This is a genomic window from Pantoea sp. X-Soil-TKNS-1211 (assembly GCF_059730495.1).
Window position 1 is genome coordinate 213,931 of the sequence record NZ_AP035954.1, and the last position, 18,105, is coordinate 232,035.

At 55.1% G+C, this 18,105-nt stretch carries 14 protein-coding genes; 2 read left to right on the plus strand and 12 right to left on the minus strand.

Translation table 11 applies throughout. The features are described 5' to 3' along the window. Positions 1-61: 61 nt before the first annotated feature. Both AC6I8W_RS21460 and AC6I8W_RS21465 read right to left on the minus strand, forming a co-directional pair. Positions 62-1,357, minus strand: a complete 1,296-nt coding sequence (locus AC6I8W_RS21460) for a CitMHS family transporter (RefSeq protein WP_497838681.1) — start codon at positions 1,355-1,357, stop codon at positions 62-64. Between the two features lie 274 nt (positions 1,358-1,631). Next, positions 1,632-2,762, minus strand: coding sequence for an L-dopachrome tautomerase-related protein (locus AC6I8W_RS21465; protein ID WP_497838682.1), 1,131 nt, complete (start codon positions 2,760-2,762; stop codon positions 1,632-1,634). A gap of 124 nt (positions 2,763-2,886) precedes the next feature. Between AC6I8W_RS21465 and AC6I8W_RS21470 the strand changes: the two genes are divergently transcribed. Together AC6I8W_RS21470 and fhuE are read left to right on the plus strand one after the other, a co-directional pair. Further along, positions 2,887-3,774, plus strand: coding sequence for a LysR family transcriptional regulator (locus AC6I8W_RS21470; protein WP_497838683.1), 888 nt, complete (start codon positions 2,887-2,889; stop codon positions 3,772-3,774). Between the two features lie 383 nt (positions 3,775-4,157). Continuing rightward, positions 4,158-6,356 (plus strand): ferric-rhodotorulic acid/ferric-coprogen receptor FhuE, encoded by a 2,199-nt coding sequence (gene fhuE / locus AC6I8W_RS21475; RefSeq protein WP_497838787.1) that lies wholly within the window; start codon positions 4,158-4,160, stop codon positions 6,354-6,356. A 97-nt stretch (positions 6,357-6,453) separates the two neighbouring features. Here fhuE and AC6I8W_RS21480 read toward each other — a convergent pair whose 3' ends face one another. From AC6I8W_RS21480 to AC6I8W_RS21525, 10 genes are all read right to left on the minus strand, one after another. Beyond that, positions 6,454-6,972 carry an SRPBCC family protein gene (locus AC6I8W_RS21480; protein WP_480372791.1) on the minus strand — a complete coding sequence of 173 codons (519 nt, stop codon included), beginning with the start codon at positions 6,970-6,972 and terminating at the stop codon, positions 6,454-6,456. Between the two features lie 136 nt (positions 6,973-7,108). Continuing rightward, on the minus strand, positions 7,109-7,957 hold the full coding sequence (locus tag AC6I8W_RS21485) for a VOC family protein (RefSeq protein WP_497838684.1): 849 nt from the start codon (positions 7,955-7,957) through the stop codon (positions 7,109-7,111). Between the two features lie 23 nt (positions 7,958-7,980). Next, positions 7,981-9,132 (minus strand): amidohydrolase, encoded by a 1,152-nt coding sequence (locus tag AC6I8W_RS21490; protein WP_497838685.1) that lies wholly within the window; start codon positions 9,130-9,132, stop codon positions 7,981-7,983. A 2-nt stretch (positions 9,133-9,134) separates the two neighbouring features. Continuing rightward, positions 9,135-10,238, minus strand: coding sequence for an alkylhydroperoxidase domain protein (locus tag AC6I8W_RS21495; RefSeq protein WP_497838686.1), 1,104 nt, complete (start codon positions 10,236-10,238; stop codon positions 9,135-9,137). 12 nt (positions 10,239-10,250) lie between these two features. Beyond that, on the minus strand, positions 10,251-11,246 hold the full coding sequence (locus AC6I8W_RS21500) for a putative FMN-dependent luciferase-like monooxygenase (RefSeq protein ID WP_497838687.1): 996 nt from the start codon (positions 11,244-11,246) through the stop codon (positions 10,251-10,253). Continuing rightward, on the minus strand, positions 11,243-12,853 hold the full coding sequence (locus AC6I8W_RS21505; protein ID WP_497838688.1) for a dipeptide ABC transporter ATP-binding protein: 1,611 nt from the start codon (positions 12,851-12,853) through the stop codon (positions 11,243-11,245). The genes AC6I8W_RS21500 and AC6I8W_RS21505 overlap by 4 nt, the downstream gene beginning before the upstream one ends. Further along, positions 12,850-13,707, minus strand: a complete 858-nt coding sequence (locus AC6I8W_RS21510; RefSeq protein WP_497838689.1) for an ABC transporter permease — start codon at positions 13,705-13,707, stop codon at positions 12,850-12,852. Before AC6I8W_RS21510 ends, AC6I8W_RS21505 begins: the two co-directional genes overlap by 4 nt. Next, positions 13,707-14,648, minus strand: a complete 942-nt coding sequence (locus AC6I8W_RS21515) for an ABC transporter permease (protein WP_497838690.1) — start codon at positions 14,646-14,648, stop codon at positions 13,707-13,709. Before AC6I8W_RS21515 ends, AC6I8W_RS21510 begins: the two co-directional genes overlap by 1 nt. Positions 14,649-14,660: 12 nt before the next feature. Then, positions 14,661-16,283 carry a TIGR04028 family ABC transporter substrate-binding protein gene (locus tag AC6I8W_RS21520; protein WP_497838691.1) on the minus strand — a complete coding sequence of 541 codons (1,623 nt, stop codon included), beginning with the start codon at positions 16,281-16,283 and terminating at the stop codon, positions 14,661-14,663. Between the two features lie 224 nt (positions 16,284-16,507). Next, on the minus strand, positions 16,508-17,830 hold the full coding sequence (locus tag AC6I8W_RS21525; protein ID WP_497838692.1) for an RHS repeat-associated core domain-containing protein: 1,323 nt from the start codon (positions 17,828-17,830) through the stop codon (positions 16,508-16,510). Between the last annotated feature and the right edge of the window lie 275 nt (positions 17,831-18,105).

Below are 18,105 nucleotides of genomic sequence, written 5' to 3' on the forward strand. Positions count from 1 at the left end.
TATCAGGACACCAAGAAGGTAAACTATAACCTGATATCCCGTTTACGAAAACGAGGATATTTTAAGCATCCCGATAAAACGGGAAACACCCGGTAATCAACGCAACCAGCAATAACACCATGCAGGTTATAAATGACCAGCGTAATGTAAAGCGTTGAGCCTGTGCATAATCCAGTTTCAGCATGCCAATCAATAAATAGGTTGATGCAACTAACGGGCTGAGAATATGCACCGGTTGCCCCACCAGCGCTGCGCGTGCCATTTCAATCGGTGCGATACCATAATGTCCTGCCGCCTGCACCAACACCGGCAACATACCAAAATAAAAGACATCGTTAGAGACCATCCAGGTAACGGGTATGCTCAGTATCGCGGTAATTACCGCCAGATAAGGGCCAAGCGCCGGGGGAATCATATTCACAATGGCGGTCGCGAGGCTATCGGCCATCCCGGTTTCAGCGAAGATGCCGGTAAACACCGCAGCGGCGAAAATCAATCCGGCGACGGCGAGGATCGCCGGGGCATGGCGCGAAATCTGTTCCTGCTGCTGGCTGAGCTGCGGATAGTTAGCGACAAACATGATGGCAGTTGCCAACATAAACAGATACGCCATGGGCACCACATCCAGCACCAGCAAGGTCATTAATGCAATGGTCAGCGCCCAGTTAAACCAAAAACGCCAGGCCACACAGGGTTTCTGTTCAAACTGCAATCCGCCCAGCGTTGCCGAGTTTCCGCTGTGGAAACCAATGCGTTTGCGTTCGCTGCGTCCCAGCAGCCATGCCATCACAAAAGTCCAGACAACGCAGGCTAACAGCGGCACCAGCATCGGCACAAACAGGGTGGCGACGTCGGCATGTACCGCCGTGGCCGCGCGTGCTGTAGGGCCGCCCCAGGGGAACATATTACCCAACCCGGTACATTGCAATAACAGGCAGGCCACGCTGAGCTTTGACAAGCCAACGCGTTCATATATCGGCATAAAAGCGGAAAGTACGATCATATATACCGTTGCGCCGTCGCCATCCAGCGCCACAATAAAACCCAGCAGGGCGGTGCCAATAAAAATTTTGACCGGATCACCATCGACGGCAGAAACAATGCGTTTAATAATGGGATCAAACATTCCGGCATCGGTTACGCTCATAAAATAAAGCATGGCGAAAATCAACATCACGCCAGTGGGTGCGACGGTGCGTAATCCTTTAATCACCATACTGCCCATTTCCGCACCGTGACCGGATAACAGGGCGAAAAGTGTTGGGATAATAATCAATGCCGTTAGGGCAGAGAGTTTTTTGCTCATTAATAAGCCGATAAAACAGCCGATCATAAGCACACTGAAAACGAGCAGCATGGTGAAGTATCCTGTTCAGAGGTTTCGGGTATAAATAAAACAAACGGCTATTTATTGTTCAGTTACACTTTTTTCCCCTCATCATTCGGACATTATTATCCAGAAATCATTTTGATGAGAGCAAGGTACATTTATGAGAAAAATGCGTGCAACTTCTTATTTTTAATAAAATTAAAATCGCTTCAGGTTATGATTAATCGCGGTGTTATTTACGCTCCTCAACCATCTCGATAAGAAATAAACCACACCCGGCCGGTTGCGCCGGGTGCATAAATTAACCGTGATCGCGTGGTGATGGCGCAATCGGTAACGGCAGGCGATAAAGTTTTACCGGATATTCCACGGTTGAGGGCTTCCCGCCGGTGGTCGCTGGAGTACGATTGATTTGCGCGGAAGGCATCCACAACGCCCCTTTGGAAATCCACATCGCGTCAATCCACACCAGGCGCGGATCCTGAATCACCGTGGTGACAGACCCATCAGGCGCGATACGTTTGATGCTGCGGGTATTGATGTCCGAGGCATAGATATTGCCCGCGTCATCAATCGCTGTGCCGCCGGTGCTCCAGGTATCACGCACTTTCTCGGCGTGTTTTGCCACATCAGCCTGTGAAAGTTTGTCATCATTCAGATAACGGGTTTCGATGCGTGCCAGCGGGCCGGGAATGGCCTGATAGTAGAGCCATTTTCCGTCAGGTGAGACTTCCAGTTGATCCAGGCCTACACGTTTTTCCCGGCCATCGCGCAGGAACAGTTTTTTACCGTCGGCATAGATCGGTTGGTGATCGATAGAGAGCGGATGATCATCCAGCACGCGCCAGCTTTTACCGCTTTTCATATTCAATACCACCAACCCCACCGCCCCAGGATCGGTCAGGTAGGCGTAATCACCATTAAAACGCACATCATCCAGATAGCTGGTGGCTTTCAGCACCGGGGCTTTAAACACGTAGCTACCCACCACTTTGCCGCTTTGCAGATTGATGCGGACCAGTTTGGCCGCGCCAGCTACCGAGTGATCGCCGGTGCCGATCCCTTTATTGCCCGCATCCATCACCCAGAGATCGCCATCCGGGCCGATACGCAGGGCATTTACGTGATAGAAATGATGTTCCGGGTCGGTACTTTGCCACTGATTCCAGCTGGCATCGGGATAAGCCTTAAGCTGACCGTTCACCACTTCCGCCAGTTGTAAACCGCTGCCCTCCGATTGGGTCAGCGAGGCAAAGATGCGACCATCATGGCTGACGGTGATGCCGTTCCACACCCGCGGTGAGGTGGTCACCTGTTGCAGGCGGCTATCTAGCTGGGTTGGCAGCTTAACCGGTAGAGTATCTTCGGCCAGTACCGGTACGGCGACAGTGACGGTCAGTGCGGCGACCAGCGCTTTCAACGAATGCTTCATCCTTTCTCCCTTCCAGACATTGCAGGTTATTTGTTGCTCTGTTGTTAATGTCTTTCCATCCTGGCAGCCCGAAGTGATAAATTATATTCTCTGATTTTTATCAATTAATTCCTGGTGGGAATGAATGGAACTTAAAGATCTGCATTATCTGTTGGCGGTGAAAGAAACCGGACATCTGGGTAAAGCGGCCCAATCCCTTGGTATCACTCAGCCCGCACTGACCAAATGTCTTCAGCGCCTGGAAAAGTTCTACGCCACCCGGCTGATTTTGAAGGTCGGGCGCGGCATGCAACTGACGGAAGCGGGACTGCTACTTTGTGAACGTGCTCAAAAAGTCGTGCACATGATGCAGGTGACGCGGCAGGATTTGCAGGCGCTGGGTGCAGGTACGGCGGGGGTGATCCGCCTCGGTGTGGCCGCGACGGCCGCAGAATTTATGCTGCCGATGTTGAGCCGCGATTTGCTGCATAAAGCGCCGACGGCACGGCTGGAAGTGACGGTGGGCATGAATGACCTGCTGCAAAAAATGCTGCGGGAAAACAAGATCGATCTGATCCTCGGTTTCTTGCCGGACGGTAATAGCGAGTTTATTACTCGCCCGCTGATTGATGATCCGGTGGTGATTGCCGCCAGCAAACGTCACCCGCTGGCGAATATCCATCCCACCCCGGAACAGCTTGATCAGTACAACTGGCTACTGCCTTCCGCCAAGGTCGCCACGCGCCAGTGGCTGGAACAACGATTACGTAATGGCGGCTATGCAGCACCGCGCGTACAGATGGAAAGTAATACCTTGTCGCCACTGCGTCAGGTGATAGCCAGTACCCAACTGCTGAGTTTTCTCTCGCGGCGTTTGCTGAAAGGCGAGGGCGATGAGGCCGCGCTGGTGGAAATTCCCCTGCCGCTGGTCACCATGCCGCGCACCTTTGGCTGGCAGTTCCGTTCCTTAAGTGAGCTTTCGCCCGCCTCACGCTTACTGGTTGATTTGGCGGAAAAACGCTGGCATTGGTGACATTGTCACATCATACGTAGCGGCGCGATTTATTGCGCTTTAATACCAATGCGCAAACGATCAGCGCGATAAATCGCGCCGCTACACTCAGTTGGTGATAATTACCTCTCGCAACTCTCATCTTTCATTAGCCATTGAAGAATAAGTAATTTCCGCGCGAAAAAAGTCTACGCAATCAGTAACAATTACTTGCAATAGAAATCTTAATGCGTATATTTCTCATTTGTTTTCTTAACGACACCTTTACTGTCGCACTGTACGTGCCGGGATGGCACAGTCAGGCGCTTTTTTTCCTGACCTTTATTCTTCAACAGGTATTTGTGGCGGGACGCCAGCAGACGTCAGCGGGCATGTCGTCATCAATAACAAAAAAATTGAGGAATATTATGTCTTTCGAAGTGAAGCGCGTCAGGGAACATGGCCAGGCTCCGCAGCGCGTGTTGCGCCTCTCAATGCTGGCGATGTTTGTTGCCTCCGGTATCGCCCATGCGGCAGAGACCACCAATAAAGAACAAACACTGACCGTCGATGCCAGCACCAGTAATGCTACCCAGCAGCAGGCTGCACAGGATTACAGCGTGCCAGTCACCCGCGCTGGCACCAAAATGGCCCTGACCGCGCGTGATATTCCGCAATCTGTCAGCATTATCAGCAAGCAGCGTATGGAAGATCAGCAGCTGCAAACGCTAAATGATGTGCTGAAAAATACCACCGGCATCAAAAGTGTCAGCCAGGATATGGATCGCCCGCTGTTCTATTCGCGTGGCTTCCTGATTGATAACTACATGATCGACGGAATTCCCACCGCGTTTGCCTCACGCTGGAACCTCGGTGATGTGCAGACCGATATGGCGCTGTACGAGCGCGTTGAAGTGGTGCGTGGCGCGACGGGTCTGCTAACCGGTCCGGGTAACCCGTCAGCCTCGATCAATATGGTGCGCAAACACGCCGACAGTAAAGAATTTACCGGCAGTCTTGAGGCCAGCTATGGCAGTTGGAATAAGCAACGCTATGTTGCCGATCTCTCCACGCCGTTGAGTGAGGATGGACGCGTACGTGGTCGCGTGGTAGCGGGATATCAGGATCGTGATAGCTTTATCGAGCGTTACAATAACCAGAAACAGTTTGTCTATGCTGTGGTTGACGCCGACCTGACCGATTCCACCAAACTCTCTGTCGGTTATGAGTTCAGCCAGGTTAACACCGATTCACCGATGTGGAGTGGTGCGCCGCGCTGGTACACCGACGGCACGCAGATTCATACTCGTCGTGGCTACAACACCGCGCCGGACTGGGCCTACAACGACAAAGAGAACAAAAAGGTCTTTGTTAATCTGCAACAAAACTTTGATAACGGCTGGAACTTCACGCTGAACGGCACTCACAACGAGATGTTCCTCGACAGTAAGATGCTGTATATCGATGGCTACTTCGATAAAACCACCGGTATCGGCACCTCGCCGTATGCCAACTATCCGGTCATTGGCGGCACCGGGTACAATACCGGCAAACGTAAAGTTGATGCGGTGGATGCTTTCGCCAGTGGCCCGTATGAACTCTTTGGTCGCCAGCATGAGCTGATGGTGGGGGTGAGCTACAGCCGGCAGGACAACAAATACTACAGCGCCTGGGACAATATCTCTCCGACCCAACTGGGTGACTACAACGATTTCAACGGCCAGTACCCGGAAACCGACTGGAACCCGCGTACCGAGTCCAGCGACAGCCAACTGGTGCGTCAGAAATCGACCTACCTGGCGACACGCATCTCTCTGGCCGATCCGCTGCATGTGATCCTTGGTGCCCGTTATACCAACTGGAACCGCCAGACCATGAGCGGAGAGATGGAGAAAAATAACATCACCCCTTATGGTGGCGTGATTTACGATATCTCCGAAAACTGGTCGGCCTATGCCAGCTACACCTCGGTATTCCAGCCGCAGGATTATCAGGATGCCTCGGGTGCGTTCCTCTCGCCGGTGATCGGCAAAAACTACGAAGCGGGTCTGAAATCGGACTGGTACAACAGCCGTCTGACCACCACTTTCTCCGTATTCCGTTCTGAGCTGGATAACGTTGGCGTGAGCACCGGTCAGGTGAATCCGAGCACCGGCAATACCATTTATGAAGGCAAAAATGGCGTAGTGAGCAAAGGTGTCGAGTTTGAAGTCAACGGTGCGTTGACCGATAACTGGCAGATGACCTTCGGCGGCACCACCTATCTGGCAGAAGATCGCAATGGTGACGCTTATAACTCACAGCTGCCACGTACCTCATTCAACCTGTTCACCAGCTATCGCGTGCCGCAACTGGATGCGTTAACGCTGGGTGGCGGCGCGACCTGGCAGTCAAAAACCTGGGGAGACGTGGGGGGGCCGGATGGCAATGGCACCTGGCGCGCCCGCCAGGGTAGCTATACGCTGGTGGATCTGTTTGCCCGTTATGACGTTACGAAAAACGTCACCTTACAGGCCAACCTGAATAACCTGTTTGACAAAGAGTACGACACCAACGTCGGCGGCGGCGGCATTGTCTACGGCGAACCGCGAAACTTCTCGGTTAGCGCGACCTATCGTTTCTGATAAAAGAACGCCTCTTCGGCGTCATGCTGTTTAGTTAAGGCATATTCTGTAGCGGCGCGATTTATCGCGCGATAAATCGCGCCGCTACGAATGAATATTACTGACCTTTTTTCGCTCTGGCAGCCGCCACCAGACCATCCAGCCAGTCCTGATGACCATTAATCATCGGGTTCGGCTGCGCTTTAGCCAGCTCTTTTGCCGGATTACCGTTCTGCGTTTCCTGAGTCAGGATGCGCACCCGGTTGTCCGACAAATCTTCCACCAGCCAGGCGTGCAGCACATCCAGGCGATCTGCCGCACCTTCTTCGCCTGCCCAGCCGTGCCACGCAACACGGCCCGCTTCACCGGCTGACGGCGCAACGTATTCCGTGACGCGAGCTTCTACTGGAAAACCGAAGGTTTCAAAATAGAAACGATCATCCTGCGCCAGCACCGGTCCTTTATTGTCGTAGAAGCGGGCATTGGCGGAGTTTTTGTAATAGCTCGGCCACAGCGCCGGTGTTGCCAGCAGCGGCCAAATCTCTGCCGCAGTCAGGCCCGCAACAATCACTTCATTGGAACAGTAGTTATCGGTAAAACCTGGGATAAAGCCTTCCGGCCATACGATGGCATTCATTTTCATGGTAATCACCTCTCATTCGTTTTGATGGGATTAGCATGAGCCTGTTTTTCATATAAGTGAAATTGATAGTTATGATATTAGATATCGTCTGTCGTTATTTTTGACTGCTGCAATAAATCGCACAAGGGGTTTATTGCTGAAACCGCAACGCGACACTAAACGCCTGGTCGGCCGCCACAATCACCGCATTTTCCGTCTCATTAAAAGGGACGTCTCCCAGCAACAAACAGGCTTTCACTTTGCTCAGGTCGGTGGTGTGTAAACTTAGTGCCGCCATACGCGCGCTGCCATCATAATCAGCCGGCAGGCTGTTAAACCGCTTCACCACATATTCTGCGGCGGCGAAGCGCACCGTCGCGACACCGGCTTTCAGCACAAAAGCGCCCTCCTGACAGGCTACCAGGCGTCCCGCACCAAACAGGCGACTGTAAACCAGCGCCGACGCTGCCGGATCCTGTGCGACCACGACAAACTCAACAATGTTGCTGACTCCATTTGGGTGTTGTTGCCATGCCGGTTGCCATACCGCTTGCGGCGTTTCGTGTTGGCAAAAAAAGCTGCGGCCATTCGGCACCAGATCGCTGCGTAAACGTACGGTACGAAAGCGCGCCTGCTGTTGCGAACCGTCCGGCAGCGTCACCGGACGATAAAAACTGGCAGGCAGGTCGCCATCAATATCCTGACTCTCCAGGTAACGCCAGACGGCATCGGCGTCCTCACTTTTCCACACCAGGCCACTCAATCCCGGTGGTGATTGCCAGAGATCCTGCCGCACATTGCCGCGTTCCGGTTCATAACCCAGCAGCTCCAGGTAATTCTCGCCAAACACCGCCAGATGATTGCTGGAACCGAGCGAGTGGTGCCCCCGCACGGTCAGTTGAAAGCCCAGCCGCTGGAACAGCGTGCTGGCCGCATCGAGTTGATCCGCCACATTGATCACCACGTGATCGAGACGTGGCGCGGGAACGGTAATTGCCATCGGTTTTCTCCTTGTTCTCACCGTCACGAGGCCAGTTCCTGAGCTTGCTGCACCTCAGCCAGCGCCCGCTGTGCCAGGGTGGTGAAGAATTGCACCGCAGGTTCGAGCATCGCTTCATCCGGGTCGAACGCGGGATGATGCAACCCTTGAGTGCTGGCGCTGCCAATGCTGACAAACGCCCCCGGCACCTGATGCAGGTAGAAGGCAAAATCCTCGCCACCCATCTGTGGGGTGCCGATATGGATGTCATAACCTTGCTGCTGCGCCAGATGCAGCGCCACGTCTGCCCACGCCGGGGTATTGATCAACGAGGGTGGTCCTGGCTGCCACACCAGTTCGGCATCACCGTCAAAACCCGCGGCAATCCCGGCAATCAGGCTGCGGATTCTTTGCGGGATCTCGGCACGGATGGCGGCGTCATGGGTGCGCACGGTGCCCTCCAGTTCCACCTGATGCGGCAACACATTCCAGCTGTTGCCCGCAGTAAAACGCGTCACGCTGAGCACCACCGCTTCCAGTGCGCTAAAAGCCCGACTGGGCAGGTGTTGCAAGGCCGTGACGATGTGGCTGGCGATCACGATCGCATCGATACCTTCATGCGGGCGCGCGGCATGTGCGCCTTTGCCACTGATGTTGATCTGAAAACGATCGACATTGGCATACATCGCACCGCCACGGGTACGAAACGCCCCGACTGGCAAATCTGGCGCGTTGTGTAAACCAAAAATCGCCTGCACTTCCTCCAGCGCACCCGCATCAATCAGTTGCTGTGCGCCGTTAAAGGTTTCCTCGGCGGGTTGAAACAGGATGCGTACCCGGCCCGGTAGCTGCGCTTCAATACGTTTGAGCTGATGTGCCACCCCAAGCATCACGCTGCTGTGCAGATCATGACCACAGGCATGCATCACGCCTGGCTGTTGTGATTTCCAGGGGTGGTCGGTCAATTCCTCAATCGGCAGGGCATCAATATCCGCACGCAGCGCAATCACCGCATCACCCTCGCCAATCTCTGCCACCACCCCGGTTGTCAGACCCAGCGGCAGCAGACGAATATCTGCCTGTTGCAGCCAGCGGGTGATGCGTGCGGTGGTGGCGTGCTCCTGATTGGATAATTCTGGATGCTGGTGCAATTCACGTCGCCAGGCGATCAGTTGTTCAGTGGAGAGGACAGTCATGGTTATCCTTTGGCGTCAGTGGGCAGAAAGGGTTCGCCAAGGGTGAGCATCAGGCGGTTAGCCCAGGCGAAGAAGGCGGTGGATTGCACCAAATCCAGCAATTGCAGCGTATCCAGACCCTGGGCTCGTAGCGCCTGTAACTGCGCCTGACTGGCACTGGCAGGAGTAACGGACAATGCGGCGCTGAAGTCAATAATCGCCTGCCAGCGTGATGACTGGCCGTGGGATAACTCCGCGCCGGGTGCCACGTTCAGCAGCTTCTGAACCGCGGTATCATCCTTCGACAGCTGGCTGGCTTTGCGCGCGTGTACCGAGGCGCAGTAGATGCAGCCGTTGACTTTACTCACCACCGTGGCGGCCAGTTCACGCTCCGCGCGAGCCAAACCACCGGAGGTATAAAAGATGCCTTTATCGGTCAGGGTACGCTGCTCCAGTAGTGGCAGGTTGCGGCCCAACAGGCGGAAGTAGTCTGAATCGCTGTGACCAAAGCGCGCCAGCGTGGCTTTTTCCTCGGCGGTAAATTCATTCAACGGTTTCGCCGCCAGCCAGGGTTCCCAACCCAGTTCCCGCTGGGTAAAGGCGGTGAGGGCGGTTTGACCGCTATGGGTACGCGGGGCGTTATGCCAGTTACCGGCCACCGCGTGTTGCGCGGAACCCAAACTGTCCCCGTTAAGTAAACGAAAACCGGCCAGTAGCCGACTCTGGAAGCTGACAAAGGCAACCAACTGCGCCAGCGTGACAATGCCACGTGGTGTCCAGCCAGCGCTTTGCAGGTTGGCAATATGTTGTGGTGTCGCCTCGACAGGGTGGACACTCAGGCGTTCTGCGAAAGCGTGGGCCGCATCATCGCGCGCGCTGTGCTGCGCACTCGGTGCCTGCTGTTGATAATGCGCCTGCAAACCCACCTCGCCGTGCCAGGCGGCCACCTGCGCTGCCAGCGCAAAGCGCGCTGGCAACGGGAAATCGTCATCGCTCTGGCCAAAAAGCACCTCGTAGCTGCCCTGGGTATGGCGGGTGGCGGCATCACGCACGGCACGTGCCTGCGCCAGTTCCGAGGCCGGATCAATATCGGCCAGCGCGGTCAGCAAATCGTTAGCTTGAGACATGCCTTTCTCCTGTTATGCATTGCGCAGCTGTGGCGCGATGTGGTCAGCAATCAGTTCAATCGAACGCAAAATATCGGCGTGGGGTGGATCAATCGAATGCACCTGGAAGGTGATATCGGTGGCACGCGCCAGCACGCTGTCCTGCGCCAGGGAGGCCCGAACCGCATCGACATTGCCGAGATGGGCGTCAAACTGGCGGATATGATCTTCCAGTGAATCGCCGCGCAGGTGATGTCCAGCGGCGCGGAATTGATCGGCCTGGCGTTGCAAGCCCGTTTCCGCCAACCGTCGGGCATAGCTGTTGGAATCCGCGACAAAGGCGGTGCGGGAGGCAAGAATACGTGGTGCAACCCCTGTCGGTAACGCCGCCAGATAGGTATCGATCATCGGGTTTTGCAGGGCATCAAGCGGCAAATCGGCTTGTTCAGCAGGGCGAGGTTGGGTACGCGATAACATCAGGCCATGGCCTGCCTGACCGGCACGTGCTGCGCCCTCCACCGAAAAGGTGGCAATCCACACCCGCTGCGGCAGCGAGTTCGCTGGAGGATAGAGATGGTTATCGGGATGGGCCAGACTGTCGCCCCGCCAGGCGCTCAGCACGCTATGCAACTGCTCGACAAAAAACGGCGCACGCTGCTCAATCGTCAGGCCAAACGGCAGAAACGAGGTCGGTGTGCCACCGGAGCCAAAGCCGACTTCCAGCCGTCCGTTACTGAGTAAATCCAGCACTGCGGCGTCTTCCGCCACGCGCAGTGCATTTTCCAGCGCCAGGGTGATAATGCCGGTGCCAAGGCGGATGGTGCGGGTCTGTGCCGCCACATGGGCGAGAAATACCAGCGGCGAAGGTAACCCCCCTTCGTGCTCATGAAAATGGTGTTGCGCGATCCAGGCGCTGTCGAAGCCGAAGCGTTCGGCGTGTTGGATCTGTTCGGTCGCCAGCCGGTAGCGCTCGCGGGCGCTGCCTTCATCCAGCAAACGGGTGAAAAAGCCAATGCGTTTACGTGTCATGCAGACTCCTTAATCAGCGGACGGAAAGCGGGAATCGCCTCGATCAATGACCGGGTGTAAGGATGTTGGGGGGCAGTAAATAACGTGACAACGTCACTCTGCTCCACCACTTCTCCGGCGCGCAGCACGGTGACGCTATGTGCCAGCCGCCGTACCGTGGCGAGATCGTGGGTAATAAACAGATAGGTCAGACCGAGATCGCGTTGCAGCTGTTGCAGCAGCTGCAAAATCTGCGCCTGAACCGTGACATCCAGAGCCGAAGTGGCTTCATCCAGCACCAGAATCGCCGGTTCGAGGATCAGCGCACGGGCGATCGCCACGCGCTGACGTTGTCCGCCGGACAATTCGCGCGCTTTGCGCGTCAGCAGCTCCCGTGGTAGCGCCACGCGCTGCGCCACCGCCTCAACCCGCTGGCGGCGTTCGTCACCACTCAGGCGTTCGAAATTGAGCAGCGGTTCTTCGATGATGGTAAACAACGTCTGGCGCGGATCGAGTGAGGCGTAAGGGTTTTGATAAACGAACTGAATTTTGCGCCGTAGCTGGCGGCGGGCCTCGCTGCTCAGACCACTGGCGTCTATGCCATCAATCACCACGCGACCACGATCGGCGGTTTCAAAACCCAACAGGATGCGCGCCAGGGTGGTTTTACCTGAGCCGGATTCACCCACCAGCGCGTGGGTGCTGCCACGCGGCACGCTGACGCTGACCTCGCGCAACGCCTGAAGTTGCTGTTGTCGCCCCAGCCGAAACTGTTTACCAATGGCGGAGAGCTGAATCGCCGGGGTGGAAAACGCCGCGTCCGGATGCGGGGCCGGTGCCAGGGTATCTAACGCCGCGTCCTGCAATAGCTGGCGGGTATAGGGATGTTGCGGAGCATTGATTACCCGTGCGGTCTTGCCCTGTTCCTGAATCTCACCATGACGAAACACCAGCAGGCGATCCGCCCGTTCTGCCGCCAGCGCCAGATCGTGGGTGACGAACAGCACGGCGGTGCCGGATTCACGCCTTAACACATCCAGCAGGTCAAGAATGCGTTTCTGCACCGTCACATCCAGCGCACTGGTCGGTTCATCGGCGATGATGATTTGCGGATGCAGGGCGAGAGCAATGGCGATCAATACACGTTGTTTCATCCCGCCAGAGAGTTGATGTGGGTACTGGGCTGCGCGCTGCTCGGGATGACTGAGTCCGACGCGGGTCAGCAACTCAGTCACCCGCTGCTGCCGCTCTTTGCGGCTGATACGCAGGTGCAGTTGCAACATCTCGCCCACCTGTTCACCGATGGTTTTCACCGGATTGAGGGAGTTGCCGGGATCCTGAGGGACAAGGCTGAGGCGTACGCCGCGCAGGCTTTCCAGCCTTTTGGCTGACCAGTCGCTGATATCGGTGCCGTTCAACAGGATGCGCCCGTGGTCGCGGCGACCATTCTCTGCCAGCAGACCAATAATCGCTTGTGCCGTGGTGGTTTTACCGGAACCGGATTCGCCGACCAACGCCACCATTTCACCGGCCCGCAAGTTAAAGCTGACGTTATGCACCACCGGACGCCATACACCTTGCTGGCGATAGCTGAGGGTAAGGTTTTCTATTGTCAGTAACGCGCTCATTTTGCCCCTCCGGCCAATTGTTGACTGATGCGGTTGGCCGCCAGCACCACGGAGACCACCACAATGCCGGGAAAAATGGTCAGCCACCAGGAAGTAGCGAGGTAGTTACGGCCCTCTGCGATTAACAATCCCCACTCCGGGGTGGGCGGCGGGGTGCCATAGCCAAGAAAACTCAGGGTGGAGAGCGCCAGAATCGCCTGACCAAATTGCAACGCGGCAAAAGCGATTACCGCCGTCAGGGAATTGGGTAAAATATGACGCCATAGTACGCGCCAGAAACTGCCGCCGCTGCCGTACGCCGCTTCGACAAATTCACTGCGCCGGACGCGCACCACTTCGCCACGTGCCAGACGCGCGAAACTGGCAATTGACGCTATCCCTACCGCCAGCGCTGCATGTACCGTGCCAAATCCCAGCAAAATCAGAATACTGAGTGATAGCAGCAGAGAAGGGATGGACAACAACACATCCACCAGCCGCATCAGCACGTTCTCGGTGCGTTGTCCGATAGCTCCGGCAATCACCCCCAGCGTGGTGCCGCCAATTAGCCCCATCGCCACCGCAGCAAAGGCCGCCGCCAGCGACTGAGACGCGCCATACACGATGCGGGTAAACAGATCGCGTCCGAGTTGGTCGGTGCCGAGCCAGTAGGTGGCTTGCGGCGGCAGGCGCTGTGCACCGGCAATACCTTCGGTCGCACTGAAATGGGTGAACAGCCCTGGCGCGATGGCGGCAAGTAATGCCAGCACCATCACCCCCCACGCCAGCCACAATCCGGGTTGCAGTAGCAACCTGGGGCGGCGGCTTTTCACGACTTCGCTACGGCGCGTGGCCGCATAATCGACCAGACTCATCAGTGACCTCCTGTGATCGGTTGCAGACGGGGGTCGAGCAATGGCATCAGCGCATCGACCAGCAAGTTAATCAGCACAAACCCCAGTGCGGAGATCATCACCACCGCCTGAAGGACCGCCACATCCTGATTGTTGACCGCCTGCTGCGTCAGTTGGCCCAGCCCACTCCGACCAAACACGGTTTCGGTGATCAGCGCACCGGCAATCAATTCACCGAGCAGCAAACCGGCAATGTTGAGCACCGGCAGTAGCGCGTTGCGCAACACGTGACGCCACAACACCCGGTTTTCGCTGGCACCTTTAGCGCGCGCCACCGCGACAAAGGGTTGGGTGGCGACGTCATCAATGCTGCGCAGCAGAATCTGCGCCAGTGGTGCAGAGATCGGGATCGCCACGGTGATCACCGGCAGAATCAAGCCCTGAAAAGCGGTGGGGTTGATCACCGGAATCCAGCGCAGCTGAAAAGAGAACACCTGAATCAGGGCGATACCGAGCCAGAAGGTTGGTAGCGAAATAAACAGCACCGGGACCGACTGCAAGAAAGCGCGCAGTAAACGCAGACCTGGCAGACGTGATAACGCCGCCAGTGCGAAGGCCAGCAGCGCCGCCAGCAGAAAAGCCGGCAGCGCCAGGCTGAGGGTGGCAGGTAGGTTGCTGGCGATCAATTCGCTGACCGGCACACCGGCCTGCACCGAATAGCCAAAATCACCGCGCAACATCGCCAGCAGGGTATGCCCGTACTGCTGCCAGATCGGACTGTCAGCGCCGTACGCCAGCCGCATGTCGGCAATTTGTGTCGGGCTGAGACCGAGGTCCGGATTCTGAAACTTAATCAGAATCGCATCGCCCGGCAGTACCTGGAGCAGAAAGAATGACAAGGTAAACGCCGCCCATAACACCAGCAAACCTTGTCCCAACCGGTGCAGCAGAGAGTGTCGCATCGTCAGACCACCTTAGTGTTTTTCCAGCCATGCGCCGTAGAACGACGGACGGCCCACCGCTTCGAAACGGATGCCTTTCAGCCAGGGCGCACCGGCAAACACCTGCGGTTCTTCAAAGATCGGGATCACATAGGCGTTGTCTAACAGGTAGCGCTGAGCGTCGCCGGTCAATTGCAGGCGTTTTTGCGGGTCCACTTCGGCGGAAATCCCGACCAGCAGGGTATTTAATTTGTCGTCACGGAAATTTTTCACCTTGTCGCTGGAGCCGTCTTTTTGCAGCAGCGCATCGCGATTGGTGGGGTAGAACATGCTTTTCACCACATCCGGGTCGGCACGACCCACTTCTGATACTGTCAGCGGCGTTTTCAGTGGGTCAAGGTTATCCAGCGTCTTGCTGCCCGCATCTCCGGCTTTCACCGTCAGTGCAGCCCCCACCTGACGCCACTGCTGCGCTACCAGTTGCAGCACTTCTTTGTTCTGTGGTTGCGGCGGCGATTCATACACCGTCAGCGTCAGTTTCTGCCCGTCTTTCTCGCGAATGCCATCGCTGCCAGGCTTCCAGCCCGCCTCATCCAGCAGTTGTTTCGCCAGCGCCGGATCGTACTTGAGCTTGTCGCTCAGGTTGACGTAGCCCGCCGCAGAGGCCGCAATGACGGAGGTGGCCTGCGGGTAATTGGGGGAGAACAGCGTTTGTACCACCTGCTGCGCGTTGGTGGCATGCAGCAAGGCCTGGCGGACTTTCACATCGCTGACCAACGGGTTATCCGGGCGAAAACTGATGCTGTCATTAACGCCACGTGTCGGTGCGGCATAAATCGGGAAGTTTTGCGCTTTGGCCTGTTTTTCGTCATAGGCCTGTACCTGACGGATAAAATCGGCCTGACCGGCCAGCAGCGCGCCGATACGTACGCTATCTTCTGGCGTCACAATGATTTTGATGCCGTCGAGATTGGCCGGGCCTTGTTGCTGAAGATTCTTGGGTCCCCAGTGATAATCTTTGCGCGCCACCAGATCCACTTCACGGCCCAGCTGTTCATTGCTGACTACAAATGGCCCGGAACCGATGATATGACGCGCATCGCCTAACTGGTCAAAACTGCGTTGCAGGGTACTGAGGGAGACCAGGCCAGAACCGATGGTGGCGGTACCCTGTAAAAAGCCCGGTGATGGTTTTTTGAAGTAAAACTTCACCGTCAGTGGATCGATGACTTCGCTGTGATCGTAGTTGTTGATCACCTCAGACACTGGCAGGCGCTGTGCCTTATTGCCCAGACCGTAAGTATCAAAGTTTTTTGCCACCGCGTTGGCATCCAGCGGCGTGCCATCGGAGAAGGTGACGCCCGGACGAATTTTAAAGGTGTATTCGGTTTTGTCGGCGTTACTGCTCCAGCTTTCGGCAATCCACGGCTCCACCTGCAAGGTTTCCGGGTTTTGCCAGGTAAGTTTGTCGGTGATTTGATTCAGGATGCCGCCGTTCGGGTAGAATCCACCAGCGGGGGGATAGAGGTTAGTATGCGGTTGTTGTTCGAGATAAATCAGCGTACCGCCCTTAACCGGCGTGTCCGCTGCCTGCGCGCTAAAGATCCCGGTCAGCAGGGCGAAACTTAATGCCTGCAAGTGAAAACGTTGCTTCATGATAGTGAATTCCTTTGTTATCAATTACCCGACGGGCGGTTTTCATCATCGAATGCCGCGTCGGGGAGTTGAACAAAGGAAATGCACTAAGCTTTGCCGAAAAAAATAAATGGTGGGTGGTGAAACACGCGCGATAAATCCTGCGGGATTCCGCGATGCAGCACTCAACATCAATTGGATATCGACACCATAAAGAAAAGCATCAGGGTCACCAATCCGACCTCCTAATGATACCTTGGCCGTTGATTAAGTAGTAAGTTTCGGGGGATCACGTATTCCGATACATCGATTGCCAGAGGTTTTGGATTACAGTCTTTAGGCTTTGGCATAAATATACGCATTTCTTCTTTTTTATCGTTTTCTAGCCTCATGGTTTGCAACCCAAAATTTCGGCCTTCTTCCTGTTGTTTACTTACATACTTTTTCAACTTATTAAATGAGGCGCTTTCATTAAATATCATGTTGATAGCGGTTTTTTCCAAAAAATTTGAGTCTTCTTTTGAGTATGCTGTTAAACAAACAAGTTTTTCATACCCTATTGTAGTTTTTCCAGTTTCTGTAGCAACTTGTTGAGCAATGCTATTCTTTTCCCCACCGCGAGCAGAATAACAAATTGCTAGCGAAATTCCTTCGTATTTTTCAAAATCTGGAACATTTTTCATTAAAGTCTGTCCTAACCAGGTACCGTTAACTATAGAATTATTGAGGATTGGAACTGAACTCTGTTCGCCATTTCTGTCGTTAGGACCACCGTGCAGGCTAACAGTTAAGTATTCTTTTCCATTTTTTTTCTCAAGAAATGTGAATGCCAGCTGTTTATATGAAATTCCTAACGGTTGGAACTTCTCTAGCTTTGCAGGGATAATTTCATTAGTGGTATCTGATAAGGGTTTAGTAAAGACTTTATTCAAAAAATTTATTACAGAGCTGTAGGCTGTGGTAGCAAATCTCTCAAATAGGCTACGTTGTCCATTGCTATCATAGAGGGTCATAGGATTATTTTGTACCATTCTGAACAGATTCACACCGTCTACCATTCCGGCAGGATCTCCATTTAACCAGCGCATCAGCAAGGGTGTATAATAACGGTATCCGTAGTATGTCAGTCCGGTCACGTCGCGTTCTTTACCCGAATAGCGCACAGCCTTGTAACGGGCTTCTGTCTGGTTACGTGTTGCCCACACAGCGGTGCCGCCAAAAGGATAATACTGCTCGCGGCTGATTATTTTCCCCTCACCGTCCAGTTCTGACTGGCTGCTGCCGGTCCGGTCTGCCACGCAGAACCTTGTCTGGCCGCTTGGTACATCCTCAGGTCGTCCCTGATGCCAGTGCAGGATACGGGTGCCGTTTACCGTAATTACCCACAGGTTTTCGGTCTGGCGGTCACCGGTCGCGCTGCTGCGGATTTCCAGCCCCGGCAGATAACGTACCTGATACCGGTGTTCGTTTCTTTTTGCGGGCTGTATAGCAGATTTCAGTAAACGGGTTCCCTCGCGAGCGTAGCGGTATTGCTCATGGCTGCGGTGCAGTAGTGAGGCGGTGGTCATCGGGATGATTCCTGTGCAGAGTGATTGGCTGACGTTACATCACCCTCAGTCCATAAAACAATCAGCCCCTTCGCCAGGCACTGCTCCTCAGCTGGGCGCGTCTTTCTCTATATGGCAACTATGGGCTGACAGATGCCGGTTTTTTCAATTTTCAGCAGCCCGGCTGACCTGCTCATATCCTGAAAATTCATGACACTGCGGCATGAATTTAGGAATCCGTGCATCAACGCCCCAGCACCGTGTTTAAAGGCTTTACTGACCCGGAATCCTGAGTT